This window comes from Arthrobacter sp. B1I2, from assembly GCF_030816485.1.
Classification (GTDB): Bacteria; Actinomycetota; Actinomycetes; order Actinomycetales; family Micrococcaceae; genus Arthrobacter.
Genome location: NZ_JAUSYC010000001.1, coordinates 774,969 through 793,415 on the forward strand (window position 1 = coordinate 774,969; position 18,447 = coordinate 793,415).

Annotated in this window: 14 protein-coding genes and 1 pseudogene; 2 read left to right on the forward strand and 13 right to left on the reverse strand. The window is 66.9% G+C overall.

What is annotated here, in order from left to right; translation table 11 throughout:
* Nucleotides 1–74 precede the first annotated feature (74 nt).
* Nucleotides 75–563 carry a hypothetical protein gene (locus QFZ57_RS03635; RefSeq protein ID WP_306629100.1) on the forward strand — a complete coding sequence of 163 codons (489 nt, stop codon included), beginning with the start codon at nt 75–77 and terminating at the stop codon, nt 561–563.
* Between the two features lies 1 nt (nt 564).
* Here the strand turns inward: QFZ57_RS03635 and QFZ57_RS03640 are convergent, their stop codons facing one another.
* From QFZ57_RS03640 to lysS, 11 genes and pseudogenes are all read right to left on the reverse strand, one after another.
* The gene (locus tag QFZ57_RS03640; protein WP_306898046.1) at nt 565–888 is read right to left on the reverse strand and encodes a hypothetical protein; all 324 of its coding nucleotides are present in this window, start codon (nt 886–888) and stop codon (nt 565–567) included.
* A gap of 152 nt (nt 889–1,040) precedes the next feature.
* Entirely contained in the window at nt 1,041–1,214 is a 174-nt protein-coding gene (locus QFZ57_RS03645) for a hypothetical protein (protein WP_306629102.1), read from the reverse strand.
* Between the two features lie 36 nt (nt 1,215–1,250).
* Complete coding sequence (gene dhaM, locus QFZ57_RS03650) at nt 1,251–1,976, reverse strand: dihydroxyacetone kinase phosphoryl donor subunit DhaM (RefSeq protein WP_306898048.1); 726 nt, start codon at nt 1,974–1,976, stop codon at nt 1,251–1,253.
* Nucleotides 1,973–2,605, reverse strand: a complete 633-nt coding sequence (dhaL, locus tag QFZ57_RS03655) for a dihydroxyacetone kinase subunit DhaL (RefSeq protein WP_306901521.1) — start codon at nt 2,603–2,605, stop codon at nt 1,973–1,975. The genes dhaM and dhaL overlap by 4 nt, the downstream gene beginning before the upstream one ends.
* A gap of 2 nt (nt 2,606–2,607) precedes the next feature.
* The gene (gene dhaK / locus QFZ57_RS03660; protein ID WP_306629104.1) at nt 2,608–3,609 is read right to left on the reverse strand and encodes a dihydroxyacetone kinase subunit DhaK; all 1,002 of its coding nucleotides are present in this window, start codon (nt 3,607–3,609) and stop codon (nt 2,608–2,610) included.
* 246 nt (nt 3,610–3,855) lie between these two features.
* The gene (locus tag QFZ57_RS03665; protein ID WP_373461179.1) at nt 3,856–4,374 is read right to left on the reverse strand and encodes an amino-acid N-acetyltransferase; all 519 of its coding nucleotides are present in this window, start codon (nt 4,372–4,374) and stop codon (nt 3,856–3,858) included.
* Between the two features lie 106 nt (nt 4,375–4,480).
* Nucleotides 4,481–6,605, reverse strand: a pseudogene (locus QFZ57_RS03670) (prolyl oligopeptidase family serine peptidase).
* Between the two features lie 275 nt (nt 6,606–6,880).
* On the reverse strand, nt 6,881–9,373 hold the full coding sequence (locus tag QFZ57_RS03675) for an ATP-dependent Clp protease ATP-binding subunit (RefSeq protein ID WP_306629107.1): 2,493 nt from the start codon (nt 9,371–9,373) through the stop codon (nt 6,881–6,883).
* Between the two features lie 345 nt (nt 9,374–9,718).
* The gene (locus tag QFZ57_RS03680; protein ID WP_306629108.1) at nt 9,719–10,054 is read right to left on the reverse strand and encodes a histone-like nucleoid-structuring protein Lsr2; all 336 of its coding nucleotides are present in this window, start codon (nt 10,052–10,054) and stop codon (nt 9,719–9,721) included.
* Nucleotides 10,055–10,183: 129 nt separating this feature from the next.
* On the reverse strand, nt 10,184–10,360 hold the full coding sequence (locus QFZ57_RS03685; RefSeq protein ID WP_306629109.1) for a hypothetical protein: 177 nt from the start codon (nt 10,358–10,360) through the stop codon (nt 10,184–10,186).
* A gap of 2 nt (nt 10,361–10,362) precedes the next feature.
* Nucleotides 10,363–11,901 carry a lysine--tRNA ligase gene (gene lysS, locus QFZ57_RS03690; protein ID WP_306898051.1) on the reverse strand — a complete coding sequence of 513 codons (1,539 nt, stop codon included), beginning with the start codon at nt 11,899–11,901 and terminating at the stop codon, nt 10,363–10,365.
* 68 nt (nt 11,902–11,969) lie between these two features.
* On the opposite strand from lysS, the gene QFZ57_RS03695 reads away from it, so the two are divergent.
* A complete protein-coding gene (locus QFZ57_RS03695) occupies nt 11,970–12,884 on the forward strand; it encodes an alpha/beta fold hydrolase (RefSeq protein WP_306898053.1) in 915 nt (304 codons plus the stop codon).
* On the opposite strand, the gene atzF is transcribed toward QFZ57_RS03695, so the two are convergent.
* Both atzF and uca read right to left on the reverse strand, forming a co-directional pair.
* Nucleotides 12,862–14,706 (reverse strand): allophanate hydrolase, encoded by a 1,845-nt coding sequence (gene atzF / locus QFZ57_RS03700; protein ID WP_306898055.1) that lies wholly within the window; start codon nt 14,704–14,706, stop codon nt 12,862–12,864. The genes QFZ57_RS03695 and atzF overlap by 23 nt on opposite strands.
* Nucleotides 14,703–18,440, reverse strand: coding sequence for an urea carboxylase (gene uca / locus QFZ57_RS03705; protein ID WP_306901525.1), 3,738 nt, complete (start codon nt 18,438–18,440; stop codon nt 14,703–14,705). Before uca ends, atzF begins: the two co-directional genes overlap by 4 nt.
* Nucleotides 18,441–18,447: the final 7 nt, after the last annotated feature.

Consider the following 18,447-nt stretch of genomic DNA (forward strand, 5'->3'; position numbering starts at 1 on the left):
CGGGAGCATAACAATGCCGCCTCCAATTGGAGCCGGCCCGGTTGGCGTGCCTCCGCCCGGCGTAGCCTGTAGGCATGCACAAGCCCGGGCTGCTCCTGGCGTTGACGACGACGGCGCTCATCTCCGCCTGCGGGTCCCCCGTCGGCGCCTGCCCGGCTATTGCGCAGGCCACCGCTGTCTCGGTAACAGTCACAGTGGGGTACTCACCGCAGGTGGGGGCGCTGCATGTCCGGGCCTGCCAGGACGGCACGTGCAAAGAGGCCGACGTCGAACTTCGCCCGGGCAGTACTTCCGTGGACTCAGGGTGCAGTCCTGAGGGTTCGTGTTCAGCTACTGCCTCGCCCGACGGCACCAAAGTCGCGGTGCTGATGCTTCAGTCCTTGACGGAATCACCCATGACGGCGACCGTGTCCGGCACGGCCCCGGACGGAACCGCGCTGCCGGTGCGCACCCTGGAGTTCCAGCCGCAGGCGGCGTACCCGTTCGGCGAGCAGTGCGGGAAGGTCCTTTCAGCGTCTGTCTCTTTGGATGACGCCGGGCTGCACCAGCTGGCCCGGCCCTAAATCATGCCGGCACGCCGCTAAGCTCCCGTGCGGCGGCTTCCGCTGGCGGCACTGTCCAGCCGTACCGTGGCTTCCTGGTAGCTCTCTTCGCGCGTCTCTTCCTGCAGATCGTCGTACGGCCTGGCAGCGAACCCTTGGCGAGTCCGAGCAGCACGAGGTGTCGCAGCGATAGCTGTCCGGTGTGTGCAGCAACCGTCGTAACTGCGGCCGGATGTGTGATTCTGGCATTTGCCATCTCATCGGCACCGGACGCTCCGGCACCGCCAAGAAGGACTACAGTTATGGCCGCAATGCGGGGCACCACGTATTTCTTCCAAATCCTCATGGTTGGCTCCTAAGCTCCCCCCTAATACATCCTCGTCCGGCTGCTGTGGGCATGACCGGAGACGCCTATGGATGCGCTGTGAATGGTGCCAGTTCCATTACGTCGTGGGATTCGCGGCGTCCGTCGCCGTCATAAAGCTCTAGTGCGCAGGATTAGAACAGCGCGGGCTGTGTGAAGGTTTCGCCCTCGGAAGTCCCGGTTGCGGGAGCGCCGCCCACGGGCTCAGCGCTCCAGTTGAATCCAAGTTCGGCGAGCAGTTCCTCTACGGAGATCTGGCCGTCCAGCACTTCGATTTCCTGGGAGTTCTCTGCAAGCGGCCGTTCCATGGCATCGAGCTTATTCGCAGGCCGCCGCCATGGAGCTTAGGGCTCGCCGAAGCCGGCCTGCACCAGCCCGCCAACATACTCCACTGCCTGTTGCGCATCCGCGCCCCACGCTTCCACGTGCAGAACCGTGCCCTTGCCGGCGCCGAGGGTCATCAGTCCCGTCATGGACGCGCCATCCACCCCGTTGATGGTGACCTCGGCGCCAAGCGAAGCGAGCCCCCCTGCGACTTTCGCTGCAGGCCGTGCGTGCATGCCGGCCTGGTTGACCAGCTCAAAGTCGCCGGTGAAATCGGGGGCAGGGCTGCTGACCGGCCCAGTACCCGGTTCCGCATCTGCGGGCCCGGGTTGGTGGGCCGGACCCCGTGCGGCTTCAGCCGCCTCACGGACCCCTTGCACGTCGGCTCCGCCCTGCGCGGCGACCGCCGCGGCCACCAGGCCTTCCACCAGCGGCGCGTCGGCGAGCAGGACGCCGGCGGAATTCTCCAGGAACTCCAGCGCCGATTCGGCGGTCATCACCGCTGATCCCAGGTCCGTAAGGACCACCGTGCCGTCCCCGCCGGCCTGCGCGCTGTTGTGCGCGCTGTCCTGTGCAGCGGCCTGTTCAAGGGCGGCGAGGACTTTCTCCAGGCTGGTGCCGATCCTGCCGTCGTCGGTGCCGCCGGCGGGCAGGATCACGACGTCCGGCGCCATCTGGGCGGCAAGCTCCACGGCGCCGTCGGCGATCTTTTCGCTGTGGGACACCACCACGATGCTTACGGTCACGCAGCTGCCCCAACTGCCGCGCGCAGGATCAGCGCGCTGGAGACGGCACCGGGATCCCGGTGGCCGGCGCTGCGTTCGCCAAGGTAGCTGGCCCGGCCTTTCCGTGCGATAAGGGGATCGGTGGCCACGGCACCAGCCTCGGCAGCCTCGGCGGCCGCCACCAGGACATCAAGGACATCCGAACTGCCGCCGTCGGCCGCGGCCCGGGCAGCATCAACTGCCGGCGTCCACGCATCCACCATCGTCTTATCCCCGGGCTCCGCCTTCCCCCGCGCCACGATCCCGTCCCGCGCGGCCTCCAGGGCACCGGCCCAGGCGGCCGGATCGATCTCAGCGGCATCGCCGAGGGCGGTGGCGGCGCGAAGGAACGCGGTGCCGTAAAGGGGGCCGGCAGCTCCACCCACTTTGGACATCAGGGTCATGGCGGTCATCTTCAACGCCGCCCCGGGCGTCTCCGGGGCGGCTTCGCCGAGCTTGGCCAGGACGGCCTGGAAGCCGCGGTCCATGTTCTCGCCGTGGTCCGAGTCCCCGATGGCGCGGTCCAGTTCAATGAGTTCCACGCGGTGTTCAGCCATGGCCTGTGCGCAAAGGGTCAGCCATTTCACGGCCCAGTTGACGTCCAGGACCACAATCACACGCCCCAACGCAGCGCGGCGGTGTGCACGGGCGCGTCCCACAGTTCCGTGAGCTCGTCGTCCAGGCGGAGAACCGAAATGGAGCAGCCCTGCATCTCCAGCGCCGTGATGTAGTTGCCCACCAGTGAGCGTTCCACCGTGGCACCTGCGTCGGCGAGCACCTGCACGGCACGCCGGTACACGATATAAAGCTCGCTCAGCGGGGTGCCGCCCATGCCATTGACGAAAAGCAGCACCTTGTCCCCGGAGCTGATCTTCAGGTCAGCCAGGACCGGTTCCAGCAGGCGGTTGGTGATGCTGTCCGCGTTTTCCATGGGAATGCGGTGCCTGCCCGGCTCGCCGTGGATACCGATGCCGATCTCGATCTCATCCTCGGCGAGGTCGAAACTCGGCGTGCCGGCATGAGGAACGGTGCAGGCGGACAGTGCCACGCCCATAGTCCTGACATTGGCGTTGACCCGTTCACCGATGGCGGCAACGGCGTCCAGGCCGTCACCACGTTCGGCGGCGGCCCCCGCAATTTTCTCCACCAGCACGGTGCCGCCCACCCCGCGGCGGCCGGCTGTGTAGAGGGAATCCTCCACGGCGACGTCGTCATTGACCAGTACGGTGCGGACGCTGACGCCCTCGGCCTCGGCCAGTTCGGCCGCCGTCTCAAAGTTCAGGACGTCGCCGGTGTAATTCTTGACGATGTGGACCACGCCGGCCCCTGAGTTGACTGCGAGGGTGGCGGGAAGGATCTGGTCCGGCGTAGGTGAGGTGAACACCGCCCCCGGCACGGCGGCGTCGAGCATTCCCTGCCCCACGTACCCTGCGTGCAGGGGCTCATGACCGCTGCCACCGCCGGAAACCAGCCCCACCTTGCCTGCCACCGGCGCGTCTTTGCGGGTGATGTACACGGGGTCTTCGCTGACCGTGACCAGTCCGGCGTGCGCCAGGCCAAACCCCTGGACAGCTTCCTGGACAACGGACTTTGGATCGTTGATGAGTTTCTTCATGGCCGTGCTCCTGGCTGTGTCCTGAAGGATGTGTTCTGAACCCTACTACCGTCATCCCGGGTGGCGGTAGGTTCCTTCCGCCCGGTTTACCGGCTGGCCCGGGGCCCTCCGGGCCAGGACGCAGCAAAGGGACAGCCCCCAATGACTGTCCCTTTCCTGAGGCCCCCCACATACCGGCCTCCAGAAGTTTATCCATCAATTCGAGTAAAGCCAAGAAGGGTTACCGCTGTGCGCCCAGGGAGACGCCTAGAGGGTGCGGATCATCCGCGTATTGCCCAGGGTATTGGGCTTGACCCGTGCCAGATCCAGGAATTCCGCCACACCTTCGTCGTGGGAGCGCAGCAGCTCCGAGTACACTTCAGGGTCCACCGCGGACTGGTCCGCCATCACTTCGAAACCGTGGCGCTTGAAGAAGTCCACCTCGAACGTGAGGCAGAAGACCCTGGCCACACCAAGGGCACGGGCTTCCTCCAGCAGGCTTTCCACCAGGACGTGCCCCACCCCTTTGCCGCGCCATTGCCCCGAAGCTGCGAGGGTGCGGATCTCTGCGAGGTCCTCCCACATCACGTGCAGGGCGCCGCAGCCGATCACGTCGCCGTCGCTGGACTCGGCGATGCGGAACTCCTGGAGGCTCTCGTAGTACGCCACCGTTTCCTTCGCCATCAGGATGCGCTCCTCTGCCAGCGGCGCCACCAGCTTCTTGATGGCAGAGACGTCACTGGTGCGTGCTGGGCGGATGTGGAAGGAGTCGGTCACAGAAGCCATCCTACGAGGCGAAGGAGGCTGGGACATTTACGTAGCTTGCGTCAAGGCGACGGAGGAGCAGCAAGCGGTAAATGTCCCAGCCTCCGAGCCGGAGGTGACCAGTTGTTCACAGCCCCAGTTCAGCCGGCAGTTCGATCTCCTTGCCCAGCACGTTCTTGGCCAGGAACCACTCCACCACCTGGTACCAGACCCTGGCGTGCTGTGGCTGGAGTACCCAGTGGTTCTCGTCGGGGAAGTACAGGAACCGGTGCGGCGTCTGCCCGTCCTGGTCCGCTGCGAGCCGGGACCTGGACAGCAGTTCGTACCAGAGCCGCAGGCCCTCCCCTATAGGCACCCTGTAGTCCTTGTCCCCATGGATCACCAGCATTGGGGTACTGATGTCCTCCACGTTCAGGTGGGGCGAGTTCTCGAGCGCCATCTCTTCGGTCATTTCCTTCAGCCAGTACTGTGAGGCGTCCGTGGTTGGCCCGAACTGGTCCAGGGCCCAGAGGCTGGCATGGGTGACAACAGCCTTGAAGCGGTCCGTGCTGCCTGCCACCCAGTTGGCCATGTAGCCGCCAAAAGAGCCGCCCATCGCAGCTGTCCGGGACTCGTCGATGTCAGGCCTTTCCACGGCTGCATCGGTCACGGCCATCAGGTCGGTAAAGGGCGCTTTTCCCCCAGGATCCCCAGCCCCGCTGGACGTAGGACTGCCCATAGCCGGTGGACAAGGCCGGATCCGGCAGCAGCACCGCGTACCCCCTGGCCGTCAGGAGCCACGGGTTCCAGCGCCACGTCCAGGCGTTCCAGGATCCCAGCGGACCGCCGTGAATCCAGAGGAGCAGCGGCGCCGGCTCATCCGCGGAGGCACCCTCCGGCAGGGCGAGGTAGGCGGATACGCGCGATCCGTCGGCCGCTGTGGCGGCGATGCGCTCCAGCCGTCCCGGGCAGGACGGGCGTTCTGCCGGTGCGGGCAGGCGGGTGGTTTCCCCCGTGGCCAGGTCGATCCGCACGGCTTCGGCCGGAAATTCGTAGGAGCTGCGCAGGGCATACGCGCTTCGCCCGTCGGGAGAAATCACGACGTCGGAGTAGGCCGCCGTGTCCTGCGTCACCCGGGTGACGCCCACTTCAGCGGCAGCCGCCGGAACGCTGACCCGGAAAACCGGCGACGCGCCGTCGTCGTCCGCCGTGACCAGGATGGCGGAGCCGTCAGGGAGCCACGCCGCGGGCTTGGGCCAGCGGTCCCAGTCGTGGGCCAAGGGCTGCAGGCCTGCGCCATCCCCGGCAGCCTCACCCGAGACATCCAGCAGGTGCATTGTGATCCGGGGAGCCTGCTGCGGGGTGGAGTCACTCTCACTGAGCACCACCAGCGTCCTCCCGTCAGGGCTGACGGGACCCGGGAAGTAGCTCATCCCCTCCTGGTCCAGCAGCACCTTGAGGCTGCCGGAGGCCACATCCACCGCAACCAGGATGGAACGGCTGTCCGCTTTGGCCAGCGGCTTGGTGTAGCTGCTGTAGACGGTCCTGCCGTCCGGGCTGACCATCGTCTCCGCTTCCCTTAGCCGCGGCCCGGCGTCCGGTGTCAGGTTGCGCAGGACCAACGGACCGATGGCGTCAACGGTCGAGGGCTTGCCTGACGCGTTGTCCTCCCCCGCTTCCACGGCAAAGATCCGCGGCTGGCCCGGCCCCAGGTCCGCGTCCCAGTAGCGGACCGGATATTCGCTGTGCAGGATGGCCGAGACCTTCTTCTCCTTGCGGGACTTGCGCCGCCCGGCGTCGTCCTCCTCGTCGGTGGACCCTGCGAGGACCTCCGCCGTGACGAACGCGGCATCAGCGTCCCTGGCCGTCATCACCTTGCTGATGCCACCGGGCCGGCTGAGGACCACGCGGGCCTCCCCGCCGTCGGCCGGAAGCAGCCACAGCGCGTTGACCGGCTCTTCGTCGGGGCTGTCCGGATCGGGACGCGCGGACGTGAAGTAAACGTCACCGTTGGCGGCGAAAGCGGCTCCCGCCTCACCCTTGGCGCTGCGCGTAATGCGCCGGGCGTGCCTCTGCCCGGCCGGGTCCAACTCCCACAGTGCGGTGGCAAACTCGGTGCCTTTGCCGTTCAGGGTGCTGACGGTAGTCACCAGTCGTGAGCCGTCCGGGCTCAGGGCGAGGCCGCTTACCCGGGGGATGGACAGGTAGTGGTCGAGGTCGTGGAAAGGGGTCAGTGGTTGCTCATCCGGGATCACCGGTTCCAAGTTAGCCATGCTCCCGATTCAACACGGTTTGTGCCCCGCATCACAGCCGCCACGCTCCCGCTTCGCTTCCTGCGGCCTTGGAAGGCCAGACGCGGCTCCGTGGCTGGGTCCGCTCCGGCTATGACCGGCCCTGCCCCGCATGACCGGTGTTGGCCTGCAACGGTTGTGCGGGTTCGGGCCGGTCGTAACCCAAGGCGCCGCCGGCACCGAACCCAGCCGCTGTGGCTTTAACGAGCGAAAGCCCCGCCGCTCCTGGTGGAGTGGCGGGGCTTTGGCTGTGGAGACTAGACGCTCGGGGCGATCTCCGGGATGCGCGGCTTGGCGTTGCCGGCGAAGGTGAACTTCGCGTCGTCGCCTTCGCCTTCCACATCCACTACGACGATGTCGCCGGCGTGGATCTCGCCGAAGAGGATCTTCTCGGAGAGCTGGTCCTCGATCTCACGCTGGATGGTGCGGCGCAGCGGCCGCGCACCCATGGCGGGATCGTAACCTCGCGTTGCCAGGAGCACCTTGGCGGCCGGCGTGAGCTCGATGCCCATGTCCTTGTCCTTGAGGCGCTTCTCCAGGCGGTTGACGAACATGTCCACGATCTCGATGATCTCGTCCTGGGTGAGCTGCGGGAACACCACAACGTCATCCACGCGGTTCAGGAACTCGGGCCGGAAGTGCTGCTTGAGCTCCTCGGTCACACGTGCACGCATGCGGTTGTAGCCGGTCTGCGTGTCGGTGCCGGACTGGAAGCCGGTGGCCACACTCTTGGAGATGTCCCTGGTACCCAGGTTGGTGGTCATGATGATCACGGTGTTCTTGAAGTCCACCACACGGCCCTGGGAGTCGGTCAGGCGGCCGTCTTCCAGGATCTGCAGCAGCGAGTTGAAGAGGTCCGCGTGGGCCTTTTCCACTTCGTCGAACAGGACCACGGAGAACGGACGGCGGCGGACCTTCTCGGTCAGCTGGCCACCCTCTTCGTAGCCCACGTAGCCCGGAGGGGCCCCGAAGAGCCGCGAGACGGTGTGCTTCTCGGAGTACTCGGACATGTCCAGCGTGATGAGGGCGTCCTCTTCACCGAACAGGAACTCCGCGAGTGCCTTGGCGAGCTCGGTCTTGCCGACGCCGGTGGGGCCGGCGAAGATGAACGAGCCACCGGGGCGCTTGGGGTCCTTGAGTCCTGCACGGGTGCGCCGGATGGCCTGGGACAGGGACCTGATTGCCTCGTTCTGGCCCACCACGCGCTTGTGCAGTTCATCTTCCATCTTGAGCAGGCGCGAGGACTCTTCCTCGGTCAGCTTGAAGACGGGGATGCCGGTGGAGTTGGCCAGCACCTCGGCGATGAGATCCTCATCCACCTCGGAGATGTCGTCCATGCCGCCGGACTTCCAGTGGCGTTCCTTCTCCGCGCGCTCGGAAATCATCTTCTGTTCCTTGTCGCGGAGCGAAGCGGCGCCTTCGAAGTCCTGCGCGTCGATGGCGGATTCCTTCTCCATCTTCAGCTTGGCGATGCGCTCATCCATGGCCTTGAGCTCCGGCGGAGCGGTCATGCGGCGGATGCGCAGCCGGGCCCCGGCTTCGTCGATCAGGTCGATCGCCTTGTCCGGCAGGAAGCGGTCCGAGATGTAGCGCTCGGACAGGCTGGCAGCGGAAGCCAGGGCGCCATCGGTGATGGTGACGCGGTGGTGTGCCTCGTACCGGTCGCGCAGGCCCTTGAGAATCTCAATGGCGTGTGCCACGGAGGGTTCCTTGACCTGGATCGGCTGGAAGCGGCGCTCCAGCGCGGCGTCCTTCTCGATGTGCTTGCGGTACTCATCCAGCGTGGTGGCGCCGATGGTCTGCAGCTCGCCGCGGGCCAGCATGGGCTTCAGGATCGAGGCCGCGTCGATGGCACCTTCGGCGGCACCGGCACCCACCAGGGTGTGGATCTCGTCGATGAACAGGATGATGTCACCGCGGGTGCGGATCTCCTTGAGGACCTTCTTGAGGCGCTCTTCGAAGTCACCGCGGTAACGGGAGCCTGCCACCAGGGAACCAAGGTCCAGGGTGTAGAGCTGCTTGTCGCGGATGGTCTCCGGGACATCGCCGCGCACGATTGCCTGGGCCAGCCCTTCGACGACGGCCGTCTTGCCGACGCCGGGCTCACCGATGAGGACGGGGTTGTTCTTGGTGCGGCGGGAAAGGACCTGCATGACGCGTTCCATTTCCTGCTCGCGGCCAATGACAGGGTCCAGCTTGTTCTCGCGCGCAGCCTGCGTCAGGTTGCGGCCGAACTGGTCCAGCACCACGGAACCGGCCGGTGCGCCCTCGGGCTGTCCGCCGCCGACGCCTGCGCCGGTGGTTTCCTTGCCCTGGTATCCGGAAAGGAGCTGGATGACCTGCTGGCGGACCCGGTTGAGGTCGGCACCAAGCTTGACCAGCACCTGGGCGGCGACGCCCTCACCCTCGCGGATGAGGCCGAGCAGGATGTGCTCCGTGCCGATGTAGTTGTGGCCCAGCTGGAGTGCTTCGCGCAGCGAGAGCTCCAGCACCTTCTTGGCGCGGGGGGTGAAGGGGATGTGACCGGAGGGAGCCTGCTGGCCCTGCCCGATGATCTCCTGCACCTGCTCGCGAACGCCGTCGAGCGAAATGCTCAAGGACTCAAGAGCTTTGGCGGCAACGCCCTCACCCTCATGGATCAAACCCAAGAGGATGTGTTCGGTACCGATGTAATTGTGGTTCAGCATGCGTGCCTCTTCTTGGGCAAGCACAACTACGCGACGGGCACGGTCCGTAAATCGCTCAAACATTTCGCCACACTCCTAGCTACGACGTACTTTGATGCTACGTGGCCGTTCCGGACTTGTGGAGCGTGTTCGCCACAGGGGAAACCCGGAGCCTTGCGGGAATAAGCACAGCGGCGAACTGTAGCGCCGCGAACCGGGCAGGCACGGAAGCAGGCGGCGCGTGGGACAGCGCGCCCGGCGGTTCATGGGCCGTGAAAATACTGACGGACGCGAGGCGGCCGGACGGCGGCCTAATTAGGCCTATTTGGGCGGCTCCACAGCCAGCCCATAGCAGTTAAATCCGAAAATTGAAAAACCCCGCCCCGCCTGGCGGCGGTAAGCGGGGTTTCGGCGGAGCTAAAGGCAGTCCTAGGAATTTGCCTTTTGGTAGGCTTCCTGGATTTCGGCCTGAATTCGGCCGCGGCTGTTAACGGTGTAGCCGTTATCCCGCGCCCATTGCCGGATTTGCGCCGAATCGTGGCTGCGTCCGCCGGTTGGCGCCTTGGCCCGCTGGGCCGCGCGGCCTGCGCCGGATGCCTTGCGTGCAGCAGTGACGAACCTCTCCAGTGAAGAGCGAAGTTCAGCGGCATTGGATGCCGACAGGTCAATCTCGTAGTTGACCCCGTCGAGGCCAAACTTAACATTCTCGTCTGCGGATCCCCCATCCAGATCATCAACGAGGATGATGTTTACTTTCTGTGCCATTAAAGGTCTTCCTCTTGGGTTTTCAGAAAAGCAGGATGTTTCCCAAAAAAATTATGACTCTTATCTTGGCAACGCGTCAAAGCGCCTATTGGTTCCTTGGGGATAAAGCCGGAAAGAAGGGGGTTTTATCTATTTGGATTCCGGGCCCGGGCGGTCGGAAGGCTGCACGGGGAGGGAATCGGCTTCGGCCTGCGCACGGGCCTCCGCCTGCCGCTCGGCCTTGTCCGCGTTGAAGATCGCCTTCATGGCGAACCAGAACAGGAGGCCCACCACCAGGGAGGGAAGAATAACTGCTACGTATTCCATGATCAGTGCCCTTCGGGCTTCAGCAGGGGGAACAGGATGGTTTCGCGGATACCGGCCCCGGTGAAGAGCATCACCAGCCGGTCGATGCCCAGGCCGATGCCGCCCATGGGCGGGGCGCCGTATTCCAGGGCCCGCAGGAAGTCCTCGTCAAGCTGCATGGCCTCCACGTCGCCGGCGGCCGCATGCAGGGACTGCTCGGTCAGCCGTTCGCGCTGGATGACGGGGTCGATCAGCTCGGAGAAGGCGGTACCGCGCTCCATGCCGCCGATGATCAAGTCCCAGGCCTCGATCAGCCGGCCGTCCTCGCGGTGCGGGCGGGCCAGCGGCTGGGCGGAGGGCGGGTAGTCGTAGACGAAGGTGGGGTTGAGCAGGGTGGGCTCCACGATTTCGCCGAAGAGTTCCACCGCCAGCTTTTCCGCATCCCACTTGGGGTCCACCTTGACATCATGCTTTTCCGCGATTTCGCGAAGAACCACAGCAGGCGTGTCCGGCGTGATCTCCTGCCCAACGGCGTCGGAAAGTCCGGGGTAGACGGCCAGCCAGGCCCACTCGCCGTCGAGGTTGATCTCCCCCGCCTCGGTCTGCAGCACGCGGCCGGCACCCACGGCGTCGGCGGCGTCGAGGATGATCTCCTTGATCCGCTCGGCCATGACGAACTGGTCTGCCCAGGCCTCGTAGCACTCAAGGGTGGTGAATTCGGGGCTGTGGGTGGAGTCCACGCCCTCGTTGCGGAACACGCGCCCCATGTCGTAGACGCGGTCGATTCCGCCCACCACGGCGCGCTTGAGGTACAACTCGGTGGCGATGCGCAGGGTCATCTTCTGGTCAAACGCGTTCATGTGGGTCTCGAACGGCCGGGCCAGGGCGCCGCCGTGGACCAGGTTCAGGATGGGTGTTTCGACTTCGACGTAGCGGTGCCGGAACAGCGTTTCGCGGATGGAGCGGGTGATGGCCGCACGCGTGTAGACCATCTCGCGCGCTTCATCGCGGACCATCAGGTCAACGTAGCGCTGGCGGACACGGGTTTCCTCGTTCAGGTCCGCGTGCAGCACCGGAAGCGGGCGCAGGGCCTTGGAGGCCATGGACCAGGATTCAGCCATGATGGACAGCTCGCCGCGGCGGGAAGAGATGACCTCGCCCTTGATGAACACGTGGTCGCCGAGGTCAACCAGGGCCTTCCAGTCGGCGAGCGCTTCTTCGCCGATGTTGGCCAGGCTCAGCATGGCCTGCAGCCGCGTTCCCTTGCCGTCGGTGCCGCCTTCCTGCAGGGTGGCGAAGCAGAGCTTGCCGGTGTTGCGGATGAAGACCACGCGTCCGGTGACGCCTACGATGTCGCCGGTGGTGTCGTCCGCCTCGAGGTGGGCGTACTTTTCCCGGATCTCGGCGAGGGAATGCGTCCGCTCCACACCCACGGGGTACGCCTCGGTGCCGCGCTCAAGGAGTTTGGCACGCTTTTCCATGCGGATCCGCATCTGCTCGCTGGCATCGACGGGCTCTGGGGCGTTCTTGGGCGCGGGGGTGTTTTGGGAAGTCACAATCATCAAGTTTACCGGGCATCAGGTACCCGGGCTCCCAGTTGCCCCGCAGGTGGGCGCCCTAGGATGGGCTGGTGAAAGAACGGGTACTTCCAACGCACGACGGCGGCAGGCTGGCTTTGTACAGTTACGGCTCCGAGGATGCGCCGGGCGAAAAAAGGGTGCTGCTGATTGGCGGCGCGTTCCTCACGGCCCTGATCTACCGCCCGTTCTCCATTGCACTGGCGAAAGGCCTGGGAGATGGCTGGGCGGTCGATGTCTATGACCGCAGGGGCCGGGGAAACTCGTCCGAACAGCCGGCGGACTACTCCATGGCCACCGAGATCCAGGATGTCCGGACTGTGCTCACTGCCACAAGCGCACGCAACATCCTGGGCCACAGCCTGGGCGGATCGGTGGCCCTCAATGCGGTGCAGGAGTTCACCGGGACCGCATTCGTCCCGGACAAGCTTGCGGTGTACGACGCCGCTGTGAACATCGATGGCAGCATCGACACCGCGTGGCTGGATGGATTCGAGGACGCGGTCAACAACGGCAGGATGGGCCACGCGCTGGCGCACATGAAGAAGGCCACGAGCCCCGGTTCAGTCATGGCCAGGATCCCCGAACCGGTGCTGGCGGGCCTGATGGCCCTGTTGTCCCGGACCAAGGTCAACAAGATGTTCCGCCAGGTCATGCCCAGCGGGGTGGGCGAGCTCAGGGCAGCGTACGACGAAAAGGATCACGCCCGGGACTTCAGCGTGCTGCCCGCCGGCACCCATTTCATGGCAGGCGGAAAAAGCCCAAGCTATTACAGGGTGACGGCCGAGCGGCTGCACGCTGCCGTCCCGGGCAGCACCTACCAGCTCTCCCCCAAGGGCTTCCACGGGTCCATTCCAGCAGCGGTCAAGGAGCTGGTGGCGGACATCGCGGCGTACTTCAGGGGAGGGACTCCGGACGGGGAGCACCGCGCGGATGCTGCTGAGGTCAGCCCCGTTCGCCGCGGCTGAAACCGGCCAGGGCAACCTCCCCAAGGTCCCGCCACACGGTCCGCGGCTTCGGTTCCACGTTCCGGTCCGCCAGCCAGTCACCCCAGGCCGTGATGTCCTTCCCGCCGGCAGCGGCAACGGCGTCGCAGGCGAAACCAACAGCGGTGGAGCCGTCCGAAAGCTGCACGGATCCGAGGAGCATGGGTTCGGGAAGGGATGCCAGGAACGTCCCCAGGGCCGCCGGGGACAGCAGCCACCGCTCCCCCACCAGCTCTGCTCCGTCGTCGGACCGGTAGACGCCAGGCTTGGCCGGCACCGTGTCCAGCGCCACCATCCGGTAACGCGCAGCGGTCCGGACCGGGCCGTCCCAGAACGCCCCGAGTTCCTCCAGCTGCGGGGCCAGTGGCTGGCCCTTGCGGTGTGCACCCACCACCACCAGCGGCACGGCGGTTGCACCGGCGGCCAGAGGCCAGGGCGCGGACGACGACGGCTGGCCGGGTGCCGCTTCGAGGTGCGCCACAGCGCCGTCGAAGAGTGCGGGCGGGGCGGGGGTGGTTTCGATTCGGCGGGCGATGTCCGCTGCCAAGGCGTCATCGAAGGTCCGGCCCACCACTGTGAGCCCGAACTGGGCGCCGTCCACTTCCCCGGCAGGGACGGCTACGGCGCAGAGGTCGAACAGGTTGCAGAAGTTCGTGTAGGTGCCCATCAGCGAGTTCACGCCCACGGGGTCCGCGGCAACCTCGGCGAGGGTGGGGTGGAAGGGCGCCGTGGGAACAAGGAGGGCGTCGAAGCCTTCCAGCCCCGTCATGGCCTTCCCTTTCAGCGCTTCGAGCCGGGCCGTGTCCGCGATGTAGCGGTGGGCGGGAACGGTGCCGGCTGCCCGGATGATGCCCTCCACCGTGGGATCGATACCCGCCGGGCCACCAGCGCCGCCGTCGTTCTTCTCCAGGAACGCCCCCACCGCAGCGTGGCGTTCGGCAACCAGGGCGCCGTCGTACAGCAGCCGTGCGGCATCGAGGAAGGCATCAAATTCGATGGCCTGGGCGTCCACGCCGGTGTCCCGCAACCGGTCAATCTGGTGGTGGAATTCGGCGGCCCAGGCCTCCGGGAGTGCCGGCAGGGTTGCGGGGTAGGCCACCCTCGGCCTTTCCGGCGCTGCCAGCCGGATGTCCGCCGGCCAGGGCCGGGAGTTGCCGGCCATGACGCCCATGGCGAGTTCGGCGGTGGACAGGTGCCGCGCAAAGATGGTGACGGCGTCCCAGGACCGGCAGGCGGGCACCACCCCCGCCGTGGAGACGACGTTCAGCGTTGCCTTGATGCCCACAATGCCCTGCAGCCCGGCCGGGACCCGGCCCGAGCCGGCGGTATCCGTACCAATGGCAATGTCCACCAGTCCCAGTGCCACGGCCACCGCGGAGCCGGAGCTGGAACCGCCGGAGATGTACTCCGGCCGGCGGGAATCGCGGACGGCGCCGTATGGACTCCGGGTCCCCACGAGGCCGGTGGCGAACTGGTCCAGGTTGGTGGCGCCCAGGACCAGGGCACCGGCGGCACGGAGCCGGGCCACTGCTTCGGCATCCTTTTCCGGGGTATACGCAAAGCCCGGGCAGGCCGCCGTGGTGGGGATGCCTGCCACGTCAACGTTGTTCTTGACGGCGAGCAGCAGCCCGGCCAGCGGAAGGTCCGCGCCGCCGGCCGCCGCGGCGTCGATGGTGCCGGCCTCCGCCAGGAGGTCCTCGCCGCTGCGGAGCGTTATCCAAATTTCGGGACGGTCCGCTGCTTCAACCGCCGCGAGCGCAGCCTGGACGCGCCGTGTGGCCTTGCCGGTGCTGTTTGTGCTCATACTGCTGCCTCTTCCAGTTCCAGGGTTTCCGAACCGGCCGTCTCCAGCTCCGAGCCGCCGAGGACCACCACTGCCTCGCCTGCGACCACCTGCGAGCCGGCACCGGGGAGCACCCGGAGCACCACACCGTCGCACGGCGCTTCCAGCACGGTTTCCATCTTCATGGCCTCCAGGGACACCAGGGGCTGGCCCTTGGTTACCCGGTCGCCTTCCGCCACGTCTACCTTCCAGACGCTCGCGGCGAAGGGTGCGGAGACGAGTGAGCCGCCGTCCGGAACCACCACATCGTCAGCTGCCGGTGCCACGACGGCAGCCAGCGCCTCGGCGCGGTCAAACTCGCCGGCGTCGGCCCATGCCTGCCGCTCCACTGCGAAAGCTGCCCCCTGTTTCTCCCGGAAGACGTCGATGGACTCACGGTTCTCCGCCAGGAAGAGTTCGTGCTCGGCCAGGGAGAATGTGCCGTCCTCGATCTCCACGCCGCGGCCACGTCCGGCCGCCATGTCTGCCCGCAGGTCAAGGAGTTCCTCGGGGCTGACGGGGTACCAGGAGATGCGGTCGAAGAAGCGCAGCAGCCACGGCGAACCGGCTTCGAACGGTGCCGAGTCCGCGTACCGCGACCACACCTGGGTGGTGCGGCCAACGAACTGGTAGCCGCCCGGTCCTTCCATGCCGTAAATGCACATGTACGCGCCGCCGATGCCCACGGCGTTTTCCGGCGTCCAGGTCCGGGCCGGGTTGTATTTGGTGGTGACCAGGCGGTGCCGGGGGTCGAGCGGGGTGGCCACCGGCGCGCCGAGGTATACGTCACCCAGGCCCAGGACCAGGTATTCGGCGTTGAAGACGGTGTCGAACACATCGTTGACGGAGTCCAGGCCGTTGATCCGGCGGATGAATTCGATGTTCCAGGGGCACCAGGGGGCGTCGTCGCGGACGCCTGCCATGTAGCGTTCGATCGCCTCGCGGGTGGCGGGGTCGTCCCAGGACAGCGGCAGCCGGACGGTGCGGCTGGGAACCACCAGTTCGGAGCTTGCCGGCAGGGCGGCCTCGACTTCCTGGACCAGGTCCAGCAGCCGCGTGGTGGACAGGACGGACGGGTCAACTTTGATCTGCAGAGACCGGATTCCCGGGGTGAGGTCCACGACGCCTGGCACGCGGAGCTGCTCGATGTGCTGGTGCAGGGCGTGCACCCGGGCACGCAGGCCAAGGTCCAGCACCATCTCGCCGTATTCCACCAGCAGGTTGTCGTCGCCGGACCGGCGGTAGGTGACCGCGGGCCGGCCGGGACCATCGGGCACCCGGCCCAGCACGCCGTCGTCGCCATCGCCGCGGAGCACGCGCTGCCCCGCCGAAGCGCCCGCCGGAGGGTTCGTTGAAAGGCTGTCGGACCAGCCGGCGTCGCCCGGAAGGACCAGCTGGCGGCCGGGTCCCAGGTCCTTGGCCGACGGCGCCTGGCTGGCTTCGATGGGCACGAACCGGACTTTATCCCCCGGCCGGAGCTGGCCGAGCTTCCAGCGCTCGGCCGTCACTACGGTGACCGGGCAGACGAACCCGCCCAGGCTGGGTCCGTCCGGGCCCAGCAGGATGGGGGTATCGCCGGTGAAGTCCAGGGCACCCACGGAGTAGGCGGTGTCGTGGATGTTGGAGGGGTGCAGGCCCGCCTCGCCGCCGTCGGTCCGCGCCCAGCGGGGCTTGGGGCCGATGAGGCGCACCCCGGTGCGGGCGGAGTTGAAGTGGACCTCATACTCCGCGTTGTACAGCTCTTCGATGTCTTCGCGCTGGAAGAACTCCGGGGCGCCGTGCGGGCCCTCGGCCACGGCAAGTTCCCAGGTGGAGGTGAGGGCGGGACGGTTGTCGAGCGGGACGGCAGTGGCAGGTGCTTGTTCTGACGTGCCGGCAGGCTTGACGGCCCTCAGCACGTCGCCGGCGCGCAGGACCCGCCCGGCGTGGCCGCCGAACTGGCCCAGCGTGAAGGTTGAGGCGCTGCCCAGGTACTTCGGGATGTCCAGGCCGCCCTGGAACAGGATGTAGCCGCGAAGGCCCTTGCCGGCTGCCGTGCCGACGTCGAGCGTTCCCCCTGCCGGGATGGTCACGGGCGTCCAGGCGGGCAATTCCATTCCGTCCACTGTCACTGCCACGTCGGCGCCGGTAACGCAGACGGTGGTGGCATGCGTGAAGGCCAGGCTGGGGCCGGTCATGGTGAACTCAAGGCCCGGTGCGCCTTCGGGGTTGCCCAGCGCGGTGTTGCCAAGCCGGAAGGAGAGGTCATCCATGGGGCCGCTGGGCGGCACGCCGATCTGCCACAGCCCGGTACGGCCGGGCCAGTCCTGCACGCTGGTCTGCAGGCCGGGGCGGCCCACGGTGATGCGCGGCTCCGGGTCCCCCACGTTGTCCAGCGTGTTGGTGGAGTGCTGGACGCTGCGGACCACGTCCATGCCACTGACGGCGCGGAGCATGCCCAGGTTGGTCTCTATGCCGTCGATCCGGGTGTTTTCCAGGGCTGCGGCGAGCCGGTCAAAGGCCTCGGTACGGGTTGCGCCGGAGGTGATGATCTTTCCCAGGAGGGGATCGTAATTCGTGGCGACCTCGGTGCCGGTTTCCACCCAGGCGTCCACCCTTGCCTCCGCTGCGGTGGGATAGGCGGCATTGGTGACGGTTCCGGCGCTGGGCTGGAATCCCCGTGCCGGGTCCTCGGCGTAAAGGCGGGCTTCCACGGCACTGCCGGTCACGGGCAGGCTGTCCGGCAGGCTTTCCAGGACCGTTTGGGCTTCGCTGCCGCCCTGGGCCAGGCGCAGCATCCATTCCACCAGGTCCACGCCGGTGACGGCTTCGGTGACGGGGTGCTCCACCTGGAGCCGGGCATTGACTTCAAGGAAGGAGGCTTCCTTACGCGCGGAGTCGTAGACGAATTCCACCGTGCCGGCGGAGCGGTAGTTAAGGGAGGCGCACAGGGCGCGGGAACTCCGGTGCAGTTCCTCCCGCAGTTCGGCGGGGAGGTCCGGAGCCGGGGCTTCCTCAAGGACTTTCTGGTGGCGGCGCTGCAGGGAGCAGTCGCGGTCGCCGAGGCTGACCACCCGGCCTTCGCCGTCGCCAAAGATTTGCACCTCAACGTGCCGGGCGTTCTCCACGTACCGCTCAGCGAAGACGCCGGCGGTGCCGAAGCTGGCGCCGGCGAGGCGGGCCACGCGGGGGAAGCTTTCCACAAGCTCCGCCTCCGAGCGGCAGACGGTCATGCCGATCCCGCCGCCACCGCCGGTGGCCTTGAGCATCAGCGGGAAGCCGATCGCCTTGCCGGCTTGGACGGCGTCGTCCACGTCCTCCAGCAGCCCGGACCCTGCGATCATCGGCACCCCGGCTGCCCGGGCGGCGTCGCGCGCTGTGTGCTTGGTGCCAAAGATGCGCAACTGTTCGGCGGTGGGTCCCACGAAGACCAGTCCGGCTGCTTCCACCGCCTCGGCAAAGGCTGCGTCCTCGGACAGGAAGCCGTAGCCGGGGTGGATGGCACCGGCGCCGGTGGCCTTGGCTGCCGCCAGGATCGCGTCCACCCGCAGGTAGGACTCCTTGGCCGGGGCCGGTCCCAGCAGCACGGCCTCGTCGGCGAGCCTGACGTGCTTGGCACCCCGGTCCGCCTCGGAGAAGACGGCAACAGTCCGCAGTCCCAGCTTTGTGGCGGACTCGATGATCCGGCACGCGATCTCGCCTCGGTTGGCGATCAGGAGCGTGTTGAAAGAGTTCAGGTTCTTG

Coding starts and splice junctions, on each gene's coding strand:
- QFZ57_RS03635 (WP_306629100.1), top strand. CDS start 75: ATGCACAAGCCCGGGCTGCTCCTGGCGTTGACGACGACGGCGCTCATC.
- QFZ57_RS03640 (WP_306898046.1), bottom strand. CDS start 888: ATGAGGATTTGGAAGAAATACGTGGTGCCCCGCATTGCGGCCATAACT.
- QFZ57_RS03645 (WP_306629102.1), bottom strand. CDS start 1,214: ATGGAACGGCCGCTTGCAGAGAACTCCCAGGAAATCGAAGTGCTGGAC.
- dhaK (WP_306629104.1), bottom strand. CDS start 3,609: ATGAAGAAACTCATCAACGATCCAAAGTCCGTTGTCCAGGAAGCTGTC.
- QFZ57_RS03665 (WP_373461179.1), bottom strand. CDS start 4,374: ATGGCTTCTGTGACCGACTCCTTCCACATCCGCCCAGCACGCACCAGT.
- QFZ57_RS03675 (WP_306629107.1), bottom strand. CDS start 9,373: ATGTTTGAGCGATTTACGGACCGTGCCCGTCGCGTAGTTGTGCTTGCC.
- QFZ57_RS03680 (WP_306629108.1), bottom strand. CDS start 10,054: ATGGCACAGAAAGTAAACATCATCCTCGTTGATGATCTGGATGGGGGA.
- QFZ57_RS03685 (WP_306629109.1), bottom strand. CDS start 10,360: ATGGAATACGTAGCAGTTATTCTTCCCTCCCTGGTGGTGGGCCTCCTG.
- lysS (WP_306898051.1), bottom strand. CDS start 11,901: ATGATTGTGACTTCCCAAAACACCCCCGCGCCCAAGAACGCCCCAGAG.
- atzF (WP_306898055.1), bottom strand. CDS start 14,706: ATGAGCACAAACAGCACCGGCAAGGCCACACGGCGCGTCCAGGCTGCG.